General features: G+C 32.5%; 17 protein-coding genes. 11 read left to right on the top strand and 6 right to left on the bottom strand.

The window, feature by feature from the left end:
- Nucleotides 1-178 precede the first annotated feature (178 nt).
- A complete protein-coding gene (locus tag ES675_RS15775) occupies nucleotides 179-337 on the bottom strand; it encodes a YqaE/Pmp3 family membrane protein (RefSeq protein WP_082986016.1) in 159 nt (52 codons plus the stop codon).
- A gap of 143 nt (nucleotides 338-480) precedes the next feature.
- Between ES675_RS15775 and lysS the strand changes: the two genes are divergently transcribed.
- A complete protein-coding gene (lysS, locus tag ES675_RS15770) occupies nucleotides 481-2,175 on the top strand; it encodes a lysine--tRNA ligase (RefSeq protein WP_066256860.1) in 1,695 nt (564 codons plus the stop codon).
- Nucleotides 2,176-3,192: 1,017 nt separating this feature from the next.
- Here the strand turns inward: lysS and ES675_RS15765 are convergent.
- Nucleotides 3,193-3,462, bottom strand: coding sequence for a hypothetical protein (locus ES675_RS15765; RefSeq protein ID WP_148367556.1), 270 nt, complete (start codon nucleotides 3,460-3,462; stop codon nucleotides 3,193-3,195).
- Nucleotides 3,463-3,699: 237 nt separating this feature from the next.
- On the opposite strand from ES675_RS15765, the gene ES675_RS15760 reads away from it, so the two are divergent.
- The 10 genes from ES675_RS15760 to ES675_RS15715 all read left to right on the top strand — a co-directional run bounded on the left by ES675_RS15760 (nucleotide 3,700) and on the right by ES675_RS15715 (nucleotide 10,936).
- Nucleotides 3,700-4,236, top strand: a complete 537-nt coding sequence (locus ES675_RS15760) for a hypothetical protein (protein ID WP_148367555.1) — start codon at nucleotides 3,700-3,702, stop codon at nucleotides 4,234-4,236.
- A gap of 267 nt (nucleotides 4,237-4,503) precedes the next feature.
- On the top strand, nucleotides 4,504-5,040 hold the full coding sequence (locus tag ES675_RS15755) for a Crp/Fnr family transcriptional regulator (protein ID WP_066252576.1): 537 nt from the start codon (nucleotides 4,504-4,506) through the stop codon (nucleotides 5,038-5,040).
- Between the two features lie 52 nt (nucleotides 5,041-5,092).
- On the top strand, nucleotides 5,093-5,647 hold the full coding sequence (locus ES675_RS15750) for a DinB family protein (protein WP_066252574.1): 555 nt from the start codon (nucleotides 5,093-5,095) through the stop codon (nucleotides 5,645-5,647).
- A 286-nt stretch (nucleotides 5,648-5,933) separates the two neighbouring features.
- Nucleotides 5,934-6,383, top strand: a complete 450-nt coding sequence (locus tag ES675_RS15745; RefSeq protein ID WP_066252572.1) for a hypothetical protein — start codon at nucleotides 5,934-5,936, stop codon at nucleotides 6,381-6,383.
- The gene (locus tag ES675_RS15740) at nucleotides 6,380-6,946 is read left to right on the top strand and encodes a hypothetical protein (RefSeq protein WP_066252570.1); all 567 of its coding nucleotides are present in this window, start codon (nucleotides 6,380-6,382) and stop codon (nucleotides 6,944-6,946) included. Before ES675_RS15745 ends, ES675_RS15740 begins: the two co-directional genes overlap by 4 nt.
- 273 nt (nucleotides 6,947-7,219) lie before the next feature.
- Nucleotides 7,220-7,783: a TetR/AcrR family transcriptional regulator gene (locus ES675_RS15735; protein WP_066252569.1), complete on the top strand. Its 564-nt coding sequence runs from the start codon at nucleotides 7,220-7,222 to the stop codon at nucleotides 7,781-7,783.
- Nucleotides 7,784-7,855: 72 nt separating this feature from the next.
- A complete protein-coding gene (locus ES675_RS15730) occupies nucleotides 7,856-8,401 on the top strand; it encodes a carboxymuconolactone decarboxylase family protein (RefSeq protein WP_066252567.1) in 546 nt (181 codons plus the stop codon).
- Nucleotides 8,402-8,522: 121 nt separating this feature from the next.
- Nucleotides 8,523-8,993: a hypothetical protein gene (locus ES675_RS15725; RefSeq protein WP_066252565.1), complete on the top strand. Its 471-nt coding sequence runs from the start codon at nucleotides 8,523-8,525 to the stop codon at nucleotides 8,991-8,993.
- 179 nt (nucleotides 8,994-9,172) lie between these two features.
- Complete coding sequence (locus ES675_RS15720; RefSeq protein ID WP_066252564.1) at nucleotides 9,173-9,703, top strand: YceI family protein; 531 nt, start codon at nucleotides 9,173-9,175, stop codon at nucleotides 9,701-9,703.
- Between the two features lie 66 nt (nucleotides 9,704-9,769).
- The gene (locus tag ES675_RS15715) at nucleotides 9,770-10,936 is read left to right on the top strand and encodes a M28 family peptidase (RefSeq protein ID WP_066252562.1); all 1,167 of its coding nucleotides are present in this window, start codon (nucleotides 9,770-9,772) and stop codon (nucleotides 10,934-10,936) included.
- A 7-nt stretch (nucleotides 10,937-10,943) separates the two neighbouring features.
- Here the strand turns inward: ES675_RS15715 and ES675_RS15710 are convergent, their stop codons facing one another.
- From ES675_RS15710 to carA, 4 genes are all read right to left on the bottom strand, one after another.
- Nucleotides 10,944-11,858, bottom strand: coding sequence for a dimethylarginine dimethylaminohydrolase family protein (locus ES675_RS15710; RefSeq protein WP_066252582.1), 915 nt, complete (start codon nucleotides 11,856-11,858; stop codon nucleotides 10,944-10,946).
- 60 nt (nucleotides 11,859-11,918) lie between these two features.
- Nucleotides 11,919-13,205 carry a citrate synthase gene (locus ES675_RS15705; protein ID WP_066252560.1) on the bottom strand — a complete coding sequence of 429 codons (1,287 nt, stop codon included), beginning with the start codon at nucleotides 13,203-13,205 and terminating at the stop codon, nucleotides 11,919-11,921.
- Between the two features lie 196 nt (nucleotides 13,206-13,401).
- Nucleotides 13,402-14,697 carry a phosphopyruvate hydratase gene (gene eno / locus ES675_RS15700; protein WP_066252558.1) on the bottom strand — a complete coding sequence of 432 codons (1,296 nt, stop codon included), beginning with the start codon at nucleotides 14,695-14,697 and terminating at the stop codon, nucleotides 13,402-13,404.
- A 135-nt stretch (nucleotides 14,698-14,832) separates the two neighbouring features.
- Nucleotides 14,833-15,936 carry a glutamine-hydrolyzing carbamoyl-phosphate synthase small subunit gene (gene carA / locus ES675_RS15695; protein ID WP_066252556.1) on the bottom strand — a complete coding sequence of 368 codons (1,104 nt, stop codon included), beginning with the start codon at nucleotides 15,934-15,936 and terminating at the stop codon, nucleotides 14,833-14,835.
- Nucleotides 15,937-15,941 lie beyond the last annotated feature (5 nt).

The following is a 15,941-nucleotide window of genomic DNA, read 5'->3' as shown; positions in this document are numbered from 1 at the left end:
GATAAAGTTTTAAATACAAAAAGTGATTAGTGATTAGTGATTAGTGATTAGTGAAAAAGTACAAAAACACTATATCCTATTGGTTTGAAGCTATCAACTTTACATCTTTGAAACTTTGCGTCTCTGCGAGAAAAAATAACTTAACAGCAAACAACGCTACGACTCACAACACTGAACACTAATTCTTCGGATTATTCAAAATAACCAAAGCAGCAATCACGCCTGGAACCCAACCGCAAATCCAAAGGATAAAAACTATTAAAATAGATCCGCAACCTTTGTCTAAAACCGCTAAAGGAGGACATAAAATTGAAAGTAGCACGCGCCAAAAACTCATAATAAATGTTATTTAATAATTGATGTATCTATAGGACTCAAAAAGTGCCAAAACGTTACAGACGATTTTCAGTACAATATATTGAAATCCTAATGAATAGTAATTATCTTTGTGGCTTCATAAAAAATAATCAGTTTAAAAATATGTCGCAGTTATCAGAAGTGGAAATCGTAAGAAGAGAGAAGCTTGCCAAATTACGTGAGTTAGGTATTAACCCATATCCAGCAGATTTATATCCTGTAGAAGAAACTTCTAAACAGGTCAAACAGAATTTTTCTGAAGGAAAAACCGTTATACTTGCTGGACGTTTAATGTCGCGACGTATTCAAGGAAATGCTAGTTTTGCGGAACTTCAAGATAGTGCGGGTCGTATTCAAGTGTATTTTAATCGTGATGAAATTTGCACAGGAGACGATAAAACAAAATACAACACCATATATAAAAAGCTTCTGGATATTGGCGATTTTATAGGTATTGAAGGTGAACTTTTCACAACCCAAGTGGGCGAAAAAACCGTTATGGTTAAAAATTTCACCTTATTAAGTAAAACGCTAAAACCCTTACCACAACCTCGTGAAGATGCTGAAGGTAAAATTCATGATGCCTTTACAGATCCAGAGCAACGTTACAGACAACGCTATGCTGATTTGGTGGTGAATCCGCATGTGAAAGAAATTTTCATTAAGCGAACCAAACTTTATACAGCTATGCGTAATTTTTTCAACAACGCTGGCTACTTTGAAGTGGAAACGCCCATTTTACAACCTATTCCAGGTGGTGCAGCAGCTAGACCATTTATAACACATCACAACAGTTTGGATATGCCTTTGTATATGCGAATTGCCAACGAATTATACCTAAAACGCCTAATAGTTGGTGGTTTTGATGGTGTTTATGAGTTTTCTAAAAACTTCCGTAATGAAGGTATGGACAGAACCCATAATCCGGAATTTACGGCTATGGAAATTTATGTATCCTATAAAGATTACAACTGGATGATGGATTTCTGTGAGCAGTTATTGGAGCATTGTGCTATTGCTGTAAACGGAACATCTAAAGCTACTTTTGGCGAACACAGCATAGATTTTAAAGCACCGTATGCACGTGTTACTATGGCAGAATCTATAGAACATTTTACAGGATTTGATATTGCAGGAAAAACCGAAGCTGAAATTTTTGAAGCTGCTAAAGGCATGGGAATTTCTGTGGATAAAACCATGGGTAAAGGAAAACTAATTGATGAAATTTTTGGCGAAAAATGCGAAGGGAATTACATCCAACCAACCTTTATTACAGATTATCCAAAAGAAATGTCTCCGCTTTGTAAAGAGCATAGAGACAATCCAGAATTAACTGAACGTTTTGAACTCATGGTTTGCGGTAAAGAAATTGCCAATGCCTATTCAGAATTAAATGACCCAATAGATCAGCGTGAACGTTTTGAACACCAATTAAAACTAGCCGCAAAAGGTGATGATGAAGCCACCGAATTTATTGATTACGATTTTTTACGTGCTTTAGAATACGGTATGCCGCCAACATCAGGCATGGGTATTGGCATGGACCGATTAATTATGTTTTTAACCAACAACCAATCCATACAGGAAGTATTATTCTTCCCACAAATGCGCCCAGAACAAAAACCAGTTGCTATAGGTGAAGATGCCAAAGCCGTTTTAGAGCTTTTAAAAAAATCAGAAAAACTAGCTTTAACAGATTTAAAGGAAGCTTCTGGATTAAGCAATAAAAAATGGGACAAAGCCATTAAGGACTTAACAAAAAACAAAGTCGCTAAAGTTGAAAAAACAGACGACGGTTTATTTGTGGAAGTGGTATAAATAAAACCCTTACCCATCCTAATAGGTATCGAAAATAAATTTACGTTATAAAATTAAAAGGCTTACTAGTTAGTAAGCCTTTTTTGTTACCTAAAAATAAGTATCTTTATGGGATAACAGTCACTTACAACCTACTCTATCCTGACGTAATTACTGGATATGAGTGATAAAAGTTATTATATAACACGTTAGTTTTAATGCTTAAGCAAGTTTGCGGAATTAAAAACGTAACATGAATATGCTATTTTCCAAAAAGATATAAAAATCAATTCTCACTCAATTTCTAAAAGGAATATTTTACGGATTATTTAGCTCGCTTGCGGAATCAAAAAAAATTAGATTACGCTAAAAATTACTCAATCGGAGTTTAGCTATTTGCGGAATTATTTACTCAAACTCCAATAAAGGAAAAAGGGAAATCACTCAAACGGAATTTTAGCAAGTTTGCGGAATTGAAAAATATAATGAATAAAAAAGAATTTAATTGGAATCTAAAAAGCACTAAAAACTAACAACGTGTATCAAAAATTGCTAGATTAGTGCTTAAATTAAGATCGTTGCTATTTTGTTACGTCTGATTTTCCTTCGGAAAATCCTCGCTTACAAAAACGCAACTTTCCATACACGAACACGTTGCCAGTAATTTGAGAAAACCGAAATCGAATTGAAAATATGATATTGAATAGGATAACGGAATTTTATGATGACCTTTTCCAGTATCATTATGAAAAGCAAAAAAAATTGGATTCTGACCCAGAAGCGTTTCCAACTTTTATAATTTCTTTTTGTCAAGGCACTAACATATTGCTGATTTTAATAATCCTTTATTTCGTAACTGACTTGAGCATGATTGTTGGCAAAAAATTTCTGCCTTATTCGGTTTTCGGACTTTACCTAATTTTAGTAGGAATTAACACCTATTTATATACATTTAAAAAAAGAGCAGAAAAAATAATAGAACGGAATAAAACGATTAACAAAAAAATGAGATTATTTAGTAATTTATATATACTATTTTCAATCTGGTTCCCATTGTTTTTGATTTATTTCTTTAACGAGATTTATTAAATCGGATTGATTGAACAACTGAATAGCGGAATAGCGGAATAGCGGAATAGCGGAATAGCGGAATAGCGGAATAGCGGAATAGCGGAATAGCGGAATAGCGGAATAGCGGAATAGCGGAATAGCGGAATAGCGGAATAGCGGAATAGCGGAATAGCGGAATAGCGGAATAGCGGAATAGCGGAAAAATAAAAAACTACTGCCAACACACGTATAAAACAAATAAAAAACTTCTAATTTATTTATAAAAAAAAGTATCCTACTTTAAATTTTAAAAATAAATCACAGCTAAAGTTCGTGAGAAGTATGTACTGCCAACACGGTAAATAAAAAAATGCTTATTTTCGTGCCTAATCAAAAGGAAAGTGCGTGTTTACTTTCTTATGATTTTCGTTCCGAAAATCCTCTGACACAAACCCGCACTTTTCATACACGAAACCGTTGGCAAACATTTGAGAAATGAGATACCTGAAAATAATTTTTGTTCTTTTTTTTGTTTTTGGTTGCCAAAAACAGAATAAAACCCACATCGCAATAGGAACTTGGAATAAATGCTTGAAAGATGGGAGCTATTTCGAATATAAAATTACGGACGAATATATAATGGTTTTGACAACCAAATCAGAAGAAATTATACTTTTTCGAAATAAAGTGACTGACAAAGGACTCATAATGTCGGAATTTAAAAATGGCGCAAGTTTAATAATAAATAATGATACTTTAATTACCGTATCTGAATCAGAAAACAAAGTTATTTTAAAAAGCACATATACATATGACACATATGAATTCAATAAAGCTGAATTTAAAATTGACAAAATTGATTCTTTAAATTTGGAATCGTGGAAAAACAAAACAGTATCTGAATTTAAAAAAAGAGCAGAATTAGCAAGTTGTCTTGACTTAAGAACTGAAGAAGAGAAAATAATTCCGACTTTGAATATGGATGACCTTGAGGAAGAGGAAATTCAAATAATCGAAACTGAAAAAAAATAAAAAACGATTTGCCAACACACGTATAAAACAAATAAAAAACTTTTAATTTATTTATAAAAAAAAGTATCCTACTTTAAATTTTAAAAATAAATCACAGCTTAAGTTCGTGAAAAGAATGTACTGCCAACACGGTAAATAAAAAAATGCTTATTTTAGTGCTTAACCAAAAGGAAAGTGCGTGTTTGCTTTCTTGCCATTTTCGTTCCGAAAATCGGCTAACACAAACACGTAACATTTCATAAACAAAAACGTTACCAGCAAGCCCATATGAATCCTATTTCAAATTTAATTGATAGAATAAACAAGGAGAATCTTTGGGATAGAGAAATACAATTAGAGCGCAATGAATATTTAAAAATCAAAGGTAGTATTGACACGAACATCTATCTAGTCATAAATGGAAGCTTGAGAATATTTGTAATTGATGAATATGAAGAACACACCATTAGGTTTGGATATAAAGATAATTTGATAGCTTCATTAGATTCATTTTTAAATGAACAGCCTTCTGATTTTTATATTCAAGCATTAAAGAAAACGACGTTAAAATCCATCAATAAAAAAAAGTATATATCTTTCATTGAATCAACTGTAGAGAATAAAAAAATATGGCTTTCTATTTTAGAAAGTTTCGTTTTACAACAAATGGAAAGAGAAAGAGATATTTTAACGTCATCTCCTGTAGAACGCTATCATAGAGTTTTAAAAAGAAGCCCTCAACTATTCCAGGAAATTCCAAATAAATATATTGCTTCGTATTTAAGAATGACTCCTGAAACGCTTTCAAGAATTAAAAAATCTTAATTTCGATCAAGGTTTTAATCAAATTATATCTTGAAATTTGTAATAAAAAATTATGGTATCAACATCAAACAATTTATTGCAAGACTTATTAGAGCTTACTCGTGAGAATTTAAACATTGTAGAAAATTTAAAAAACCAATCTAAAGACCATTTAAATTGGAAAGAAAATCTAGAAAGTTGGAGCGCATTAGAATGTATTGAACATCTAAATAAATATGGCGATTTTTATATTCCAGAAATAGCAAATAAGATACATACGTCTAAACATAAAAGTTCTGAAATATTTAAAAGTAATTGGTTAGGAAAATATTTCAGTAAATCGGTTTCATACAATGAGGATTTAAATAAAATGAAAACATTTAAATCTATGAATCCATTAAACTCAAAACTAAACAATCAAACACTTGAAAAATTTATAAATCAACAACATCAAATAATTGAATTACTCAATAAGTCAAAAAACGTCAATCTTGACAAAACTAAAACCGCTATTTCAATTTCGAAATTAATTAAGTTAAGACTAGGAGACACATTTAGAGTATTAATATATCATAATGAAAGACATATCAAACAAGCAGAAAAAACAATAGTAAAAGCCAGCAAGTAACATACGGATAAAACAAAAAAAACTCAAATTTATTGTTAGACAGCAAGTATTCTACCTTAAATTTTGAAAGTAAATCACAGCTTAAATTCGTGAGAAGTAACTATTACTAACACGGTAAATAAAAAAATGCTTATTTTAGTACATAACCAAAAGGAAAGTGCGTGTTTGCTTTGTTGTCATTTTCGTTCCGAAAATTCGCTGACACCAACACGCACTTTTCCATTTACAATCACGTTGGCACACATTTGAAAACCGAAACTTGAGATTAATAATAAACATATCGATTTTGACTTTTTTACTGCTTGGATGTTCAAATCCAAAACGGAATTTAATTGTTGTGGAAAACGATTATGAAATTGATTTAACCGAATTAGGTTCTGTACGGGAAAATCTAAACGGATTTTGGATTCCTGAAAATCACATTGATTCTGAAAATATACTCTGGTTAGATTTTCATAAAAAGAAAAATTTTGCGCCTTGGGAAACAATCCCATATACTGAAGAAATTAAACGAACTGAATCTTTACCAATAAAATCTTGTCCGACTTTAGCTGGATTAATAAAATTGAATGGTAAAGTTCAGTTGGAATTTGTAAGTTTAGGAGGTTCAGACACAACCGAAATCGAATCTTTAACTAAAACGAAATTCAAAATAGACGGAATGACATATTTGAAACACAAAGGTTATGACTTTTTAAAAACTTGGAATGTTCACGGATATGAATCTGAAAAATGAACCCCAATAAAGGAATGACCAATCAAAAAATCACCATAAAATACATATTAATAGGAATAATTGCCGTTTTTTTCACCTGGATGATTCACGAATTTACCCACTGGTTAACAAGCGAACTATTAGGGCATAAAAATATTATGAGATTAAATGCAACATCTATTATCCAAGGGCAAAACCCAACAGAAATTGATAACGCTATTATTTCCATTTCTGGACCGATTGTAACTGTTTTTCAAGGAATAATTGTTTTTATTTTTCTGAATTTAAAAGGTTGGAATAAATATATTTACACGCTTTTGTTCACGGCGTTTTATATGAGATTTTTGGCTGGACTATTTAATTTGATAATGGCGAATGATGAAGGACGTGTTGGTCAGTTTTTGGGAGTTGGGACTTACACACTTTCAATAATTATAAGCGGAATTTTGTTTTATTTGGTATATAAAATATCCAGCAAATACAAACTGAATTGGAAATTTCAATCTTGGACAACTGTTATAATTATTTTGGCAAGCTCGGTTCTGATCTTTTTAGATCAACTTTTTAAATTCAGAATATTGTAAAAAACAACATATAGAAGAAAAAGTCTAGGCATAACACCATATATTTTTTAGTACTTAACCAAAAGAAAGGACGTGTTTGCTTTCTTCCGCTAGTCGTTACGAAAATCCGCTGACGGAAGCATGTACTTTTCATACACGAAACCGTTGTACCAATTAACCCAAACAACAACTTTCCTATTCAAATTCAACAAGATACAAGGAGACTCTAAAATAAAAGTTAAAATGTTTTTTATTTCTAACCGATTGTTTAGTTTTGCAGTGTAATTAGAAATAATGGCAAGAAAAAAAGAATATAATGAAGACGTAGTAGTTGAAAAAGCAATGAATATTTTTTGGCGAAATGGCTATGGAACTACCTCTATGCAAATGCTTGAAAAAGAAATGGGCATTAATAAGTTTTCTATATATTCAAGTTTTGGAAACAAACATGGTCTATTCCTCGAAAGTCTAAAAAGCTACAAAAGAAAAGTGCATTCCGTTTTCGAAGAATTCAAAAACTCTAATAATGGTCTAGAAGACATAAAAGACTTTTTCTATAATTCAGTTCGTATTTGTAATGTAGATGGAAATGAAAAAGGGTGTTTAGTAACGAATACTTACAATGAATTTTCACAAATAGAAGATGAATTAATTAATGAACAAATGAATTCTTTTATGAATAATCTAAAAGAGTTATTCATTATGAAATTAAAAATGGACACTACAAAGGATGAAGAAACTATATTAAAACAAGCTAACTATTTATTATTAGCAAAACACGGCTTGGCTGCGGCATCAAAAGTAAATAATGAAAAAGAAATAGAAGATTATATTGAAATGACCTTCAAAAATTTATAAACATTTTTTTTAACCAATAACTAAACGATTGTTTAGTTATTAAATAACAAGTAAATAAATAAAATCACAATTATGACAACTTTAAAAATTCACAACATCGAAACTGCACCAGAAGGTAGCAAAACATTATTAGAGCAATCTCTTAAATCCAACGGTATGATACCAGGTTTACACGGTGTTTTAGCTGGAGCGCCAGAACTATTAGAAGCATACCAAACTTTGCACAAACTGTTCACAGAATCATCATTCAACAAAGAAGAATTAACTGTCGTTTGGCAAACAATTAACGTAGAACACGAATGTCATTATTGTGTACCTGCTCATACTGGTATTGCTAATATGATGAAAGTAGACTCAACTATAAGTGAAGCATTAAGAAATAGAACAGCCATGCCAACCGAAAAATTGCAAGTCCTACACGATTTTACTTTAAAGGTTGTTCGCAATCGTGGTCACGTAACTCAAGAAGATTTGAGCACATTTTATGAAGCAGGATATGAAGAAAGACAAGTTTTGGAAGTTATTTTGGGCTTATCTCAAAAAGTGATAAGTAATTATACAAATCATATTGCGAACACACCTGTGGATGCCCCTTTTCAAAAATTTGCTTGGAAATAAGAAACCGTTTAATTCTAACAGCACAAGAAAAGTTCAAACCAATAGTTTGGACTTTTCTATTTAATGATTAGCATGTACTTTTCATGAATGAAACTGTTAGGACTAATTTGATAAAAATTGAATGTTAGATGTAATTGGAGAACTACTTTTTTGGCGTGAAGATTCTAAATTTGCGAAACGGAAAAAAGCCAGACGTGAATTTGAAAAAGAAAACCATCTTCCGAAAAAACTAATGATTCATCCTGTTTGGCAATTATTCGGAATTTTTATGCTTTTGGTACTCATAGCAAAATTAGTAATTGGCCATTTCTTCTTTTCTGATTATGGAACAAAAAAAACGACTGAAAAAATAGCTAAAATTGAACTGATACTCGAAAATGAAAAAAAATCAATCGGAATATATCCTGAAAAACTAAATATAATAATTAGAAATAATCCGTTAAGAAAAAACATTACATCTGATTATTGGAATAATGAGTTCATTTATGAACAGATTGAAGATGGAATTGGATACCTTCTTATCTCAAAAGGTAAAGACGGAATTTTAAAAACAGAAGACGATATTTACGGAATAAAAAACGTTTCTCAATAAAGTACACCATTAAAAATCAAGTCGCATTGCATTCCCTTTTCATTACAATCTGTCTTTAAAGTATCACGTCTTAATTCCACGCATTCCAGCAGATCGCGCCAATTGTAATTCCTTTTTCTTATTTTTAAAGAAATGAACCTGTTGCTACAACGACTTATTCCATATAAAACTATTTTACTATGAAAACTATTAAAACTGCTTTGCTCATCATGTTTATTTGTGTCGCTGGAAATCAAGTGCATGCGCAAACAATTAACACAAACCAATCCAGAGTGAATTTTGAAATTACAGCTGGTGCTATTTTTACTGTAAATGGCACGTTCAGCGGGATGCAAGGTGATTTTAATTTTAATAAATCAAATGTAAACAATTCTAATTTCAACATTTGTGTGGATGCTAAATCCATTGATACAGATAATAACAAGCGTGATACCCATTTGCGTTCTGACGATTTTTTTGCAGTAGACACCTATCCAACTATTTGTTATAAGTCTACTTCCGTTATAAAAACGGATGCAGGCTATGCCACTACAGGAGCGCTAACCATTCATGGTGTTACCAAACAAGTAACAATTCCTTTTACCTTTATAAACAACACCTTTAAAGGTGACATTGAAATTAACCGTTTTGATTATAATATTGGTGAAGACTACGGAACCTTCCGTGTGGGTACAACAGCAACGGTTACCATAACCTGCCTGGTAAACTAAATGAATGTCCTCATTTTTCCTTCTTTATTAAAATTTGAACTATTTTAGCTTTATTAAACCCCAATCATGAAATTAACGTACCTATCTATTACCTTATTATTACTTTTAGTATACCCAAAAAACACATCAGCACAAACCTATAATTCATTTTATGGTAGTGTTGTAAACAATGTTTCGGCTACAAACATTTTAGCAGATTTAACAACCTTTGAAGGTTTTGGCGTTAAGGAATTAGGCTCTGCACAATTAAACAATACTAAAAATTGGCTTGTAGATCGTTACCAAAATTTAGGCTATACAGCTATTGAGGAGCAAGCATTTTCAGTTTCGGGAAATACAACTTATAATGTAATTGTTACCAAAACAGGAAGTCTATATCCCAATACTTATGTTATAATTGATGCACATTACGATACTATTAATGGTCCTGGAACGAATGATAATGGCTCTGGAACTATTTTACTATTAGAAATGGCACGACTTTTTGCCAATGTAGATACCGAATACTCTATAAAATTTATTCACTTCAGTGGCGAAGAATTAGGTCTATTAGGAAGTAGTTATTACGTTAATAACACCGTTAACCCTGAAAATTTAGATATTAAATTAGTTTTAAATATTGACCAAGTTGGTGGTACGAATGGTGCTAGTAATTCGACTATTGTTTGCGAAGAAGACAGAAGTAATCCGTCAGGAAACAATGCGGCTTCATCTGCTGTAACGCAAAGTTTAGCCACGTGTATTGAACTCTACTCGAGTTTAAATACGGAAATTTCTAATGCCTATGGTTCCGATTATGTGCCTTTTGAAAACAACGGCGAAATAATAACGGGTTTATATGAAAAAAATGAAACACCGTATTCACATACAGCCAATGATTTATTAGCAAATATGGACCCTGCCTATCTGTTTCAAGTTACAAAAGGTGCGCTTGGAGCGGCTTTAGAATTTGCAGTATCTACCAATCCATTAAGTATGGAATCAAATAATTTTGATGGTGATGTTACCGCATACCCAAATCCAACATCTGGAAATTTAAACATTCAATTAACGAATCCATCACGCAAAAATACGTCAGTAACAATCTATAATATGATTGGGAAAAACGTCTTCTCTACCCAACTTGATAACAGTAATAATTCAGTAGATTTAACAAATCTGGCTCGTGGTTTATATTTAGCCGTTATTGAAAATGGTTTTCAAAAAACAACCAAAAAAATTATTCTTAACTAAGAATATATTAATCACGAATTAAAGGCATCGTACTGCAACGTAACAAGCCTTCCTGCTTTGCTATTTCGGCATAAGGTACTTCTTCAACGGTTATACCATTGCTTCGTAACCATGTGTTTAAGCGGGTGAAATTCTTTTCGGAAATAACAACGTCTTCAGAAATAGAAAACACATTACTATTCATATTATACATTTCATCTCGCGTAATATGAAATAGGTTTTCTTTTCCAAATAAATCTACCAAATACATATAATCGCTTTCTTCACGGAAACCACTTTTATAAATGATTCCTTTATTTTTTCCAACCGGTTGAAAACAACAGTCTAAATGAAGTGCGTTATCACGTGGTTCGATTTTAGATTTCACTAAATCGAATTCCTTAACAATTTTATTCGGAAACAAATCCTTTATATATTGAACACCTGCCATATTAGTTCTGGCCGTGATATAGTTTTTATAATCACTCCCTTTATAGGTTCCAACAAAAATATAATCATTCCAAAGCATGACATCACCACCTTCAATATGAACTTCTTCGGGCGGGCGCACTACTTTTTCTGGATTTACTTGATCAATAATATATTGAACGGCTTCCAACTCTTCTTCACGATTAGGCAGAATATTCGCTTTTACAAATACATCATCAATGACAAAGGCAATGTCTCGTGTAAAAATCTGATTGCAGTCTTGTATTAATTTTGGTCTGTAAACTTTAACATCATACTTCTCAAAAACATCAGCAACAGCTTGGATTTCTTTTACCATATCTGCTTCCACAGGATAAGTTCCTGCTTTTATGTGCTCCAATGATTTTGGATCATAAGCTTCATCTTCAGTTGGTGTTGGACCATTACTAATGGCTGTACCTAATACAACAGCTCGTAATCTCGATGTTTCGTTTTTAACGTTTAATTTTAGCATAGTGTAAATATAAAAAAGCTTCATTAATAAAAATGAAGCTTTTGAATCGTATATAAAATATTATCTTTTATCAATAGACTTAAATGGCCTTAATGTTTCGCCTACATAAATCTGACGTGGACGACCAATTGGCTCATTATTCAAACGCATTTCTTTCCATTGAGAAATCCATCCTGGTAAACGACCTAAAGCAAACATAACCGTAAACATATCTGTTGGAATACCCATAGCTCTGTAAATAATTCCCGAGTAGAAATCTACGTTTGGATATAATTTACGATCTACAAAATACGGATCTTGTAAGGCTTCTTGCTCCAATGCTTTTGCAATATTTAGAATTGGATCTTCAACACCTAAATCGCTTAAAATTTCGTCAGCTGCTTTTTTAATAATTTTAGCTCTTGGATCGAAATTTTTATAAACACGATGTCCGAAGCCCATTAATCTAAATGGATCTTCTTTATCTTTAGCTTTCGCCATGTATTTTTCTGTGTCTCCACCATCTGCATTAATAGCTTCAAGCATTTCTAATACGGCTTGATTAGCACCACCATGAAGTGGACCCCAAAGTGCCGAAATACCTGTAGAAAGCGATGCAAATAATCCAACATGAGACGAACCAGCAATTCTTACCGTTGATGTAGAACAGTTTTGCTCATGATCTCCATGAAGAATTAATAATTTATCCAAGGCGTTAACTACTATTGGGTTAAATTTATATTCTTCATTAGGCTGCTTAAACATCATTTTCAAGATGTTTTCAACATAGCCTAAATTTTTATCGCCATAATCTAATGGTAAGCCATTTTTCTTTCTAAACGTCCAAGCTACTAATACCGGAAATTTCCCTAATATTTTTACAATAGCTTTGTACATATCCTCTTCCGAATTCACATTTACCGAAGATGGGTTGAAAGCCGTTAATGCACTAGTTAAAGATGCAATAACACCCATTGGATGTGCTGATTTTGGAAACGCATCTACTATTTTGCGAATATCTTCATCAACAACTGACTGTGCTTTAATATCTGTATGGAATTTATCTAACTCCGCTTGCGTTGGTAATTCACCAAAAATTAATAAGTAAGCAACTTCTAAAAAATCTGCTTTTTCAGCTAGCTCTTCAATAGAATAACCACGGTACCTTAAAATTCCTTTTTCACCATCTAAAAATGTAATTGCGCTCTCGCAAGAACCCGTATTTTTATAACCTGGATCTAAAGTTACAACACCATTGGTTGCAGTTCGTAAATTTTTAATGTCGATTCCCACTTCATTTTCTGTTCCTTTAATAAGAGGAAATTCGTGCTTCTCGCCATTAATTTCTAAAGTAGCTGTGTTTGCCATATATCTATTTAATTATTATAATGTTTATTTGAATTCTTTCGGGATTACGAAAATACGAAATATCTCCCTATTTTTAAAGTCAATTAACAAGGTTTTATCAATAAAGATATTGGTAAAACTGATGCAAAAAAATAGCGATTATTAGGAGACTAACAATCGCTATTTAAAATTTTATGTTTATCAAGTAGATTGGCGCCTACCTTTTAACTTTAAAGGCTTTATCTTTTGGAAAGTAAGCCGTATCACCTAATTCTTCTTCAATACGTAATAATTGATTGTATTTTGCCATACGATCACTACGTGATGCCGAACCTGTTTTTATTTGTCCACAATTTAAAGCTACCGCTAAATCTGCAATGGTATAATCTTCAGTTTCACCTGAACGATGAGACATAACAGATGTATAGCCTGCGTTATGTGCCATATTTACAGCTGCAATGGTTTCCGTTAACGTTCCAATTTGGTTGACTTTAATTAAAATGGAATTTGCTATATTGCTATCAATTCCTTTAGATAACCGCTCCACATTAGTTACAAATAAATCATCACCAACTAATTGTACTTTATCACCAATTAATTCAGTTAAATATTTCCAACCGTCCCAATCATTTTCATCCATACCATCTTCTACAGAGATAATAGGATATTTACTACATAGTTCTGCGATATAATCGGCTTGTTCTTTGCTGGTTCTTATTTGTCCTTTAGCGCCTTCAAATTTTGTGTAATCGTAATTTCCGTTCACATAAAACTCGGCAGCAGCACAATCTAAAGCAATCATAACATCATCGCCTAGTTTATAACCTGCATTGTCAACAGCTTTTTTAATCGTATCCAAAGCATCTTCGGTTCCGCCTTCCAAATTTGGAGCAAAACCACCTTCATCACCAACTGCTGTACTTAATCCACGATCATGTAACACCTTTTTAAGGTGATGAAAAATTTCGGTTCCCATTTGCATAGCATGACTGAAATTTTTTGCTTTTACTGGCATTACCATGAATTCTTGAAATGCAATAGGTGCATCACTATGAGAACCTCCATTAATGATATTCATCATTGGTACTGGAAGTGTATTGGCTGATACGCCACCTACATAGCGATATAATGGTAAACCTAACTCATTTGCAGCGGCTTTTGCTGCAGCCAGAGAAACACCCAAAATGGCATTGGCTCCTAATTTTGATTTATTGGGCGTGCCATCTAATTCCATCATGACTTGGTCAATTGTATTTTGTTCAAATACAGATGTACCTAGTAACTCCTGCGCAATAATGGTATTCACATTTTTAATAGCTTTAGTCACACCTTTACCCATGTAAGCCGTTCCACCATCGCGTAATTCTACAGCTTCATGCTCGCCAGTGGAAGCACCAGAAGGGACCGCTGCACGTCCTAAAAAACCGTTTTCTGTAGTAACATCTACTTCTATGGTTGGATTACCACGTGAATCTAAAATTTGTCTGGCGTGAATATCTATTATTATGCTCATAAGATTAATTTTAAGTTTAATATTTAGCGATTTACATTTACGATCTTCTTTGGTAAAATGAAACTGCTATTTTTATACTATTATTTTGTAATACATAAACCTCAAAGAATTAGATAGTTCCTTGAGGTTTTAGGATTATGCGTTTTTAATGTTTTCAATAAATTGATCGAAAAGATATGAGGCATCATGTGGTCCAGGACTTGCTTCTGGGTGATATTGAACTGAAAAACAATTTTTCGTTTTCATTTTAATACCTGCAACCGTATTATCATTTAAATGTACATGTGTAATTTCAATGTCTGGATGCTGCTCTGTTTCTTCTCTATTAATTGCAAAACCATGATTTTGCGATGTAATTTCACCTTTAGTCGTAATCAAGTTTTTAACTGGATGATTTATTCCACGGTGACCATTATGCATTTTATAGGTTGAAATACCATTAGCTAATGCAATAACTTGATGCCCTAAACAAATACCAAATAAGGGTAAATTGCGCTTTATAATTTCTTTAGCTAAAGTTTGTGCATCCATAAGTGGTTCAGGATCTCCAGGACCATTGGATAGGAAATAGCCGTGTGGTTTAAAAGCTTCTAAATCTTCAAATTTAGCATTAAAAGGAAATACTTTTATATAAGCATCTCGTTCCGCTAGATTTTTTAAGATATTCTTTTTTATCCCAATGTCTAATGCTGCTATTTTATACGTTGCATTCTCATCACCATAAAAATATGGTTCTTTGGTAGATACTTTTGAAGCTAACTCAAGGCCATCCATATTTGGAACATCTGCCAATTGTTTTTTTAAAGCCTCAATATTTTCAACATCTGTAGAAATAAGAGCATTCATAGCACCATTATCTCTTATATAGCTAACAAGTGCACGTGTGTCCACATCTGAAATAGCTAATACATTATGTTTTTCGAAAAATTGCTCTAAACTGCCTTCTGCTGAAGGTCTTGAATAATTGTAGCTGAAATTCTTACAAATAAGACCCGATATTTTAACGGATTCAGATTCCATTTCATCTGCATGGGTTCCATAGTTACCAATATGTGCATTGGTTGCAACCATTAACTGGCCAAAATAGGATGGATCCGTAAAAATTTCTTGATAACCGGTTGTTCCTGTATTGAAACACACTTCGCCAAAAGCAGTTCCTTTTTTACCGATAGATTTTCCGTGAAAGATTGTTCCGTCTGCTAATAGAACTATAGCTTTTTCTCTTTTATTATATTTCATTTCTA

It is taken from the genome of Algorimicrobium algoritergicola, assembly GCF_008086165.1.
Taxonomy (GTDB): Bacteria; Bacteroidota; Bacteroidia; order Flavobacteriales; family Flavobacteriaceae; genus Algorimicrobium; species Algorimicrobium algoritergicola.
This window is presented reverse-complemented; position numbering and strand designations above follow the sequence as displayed.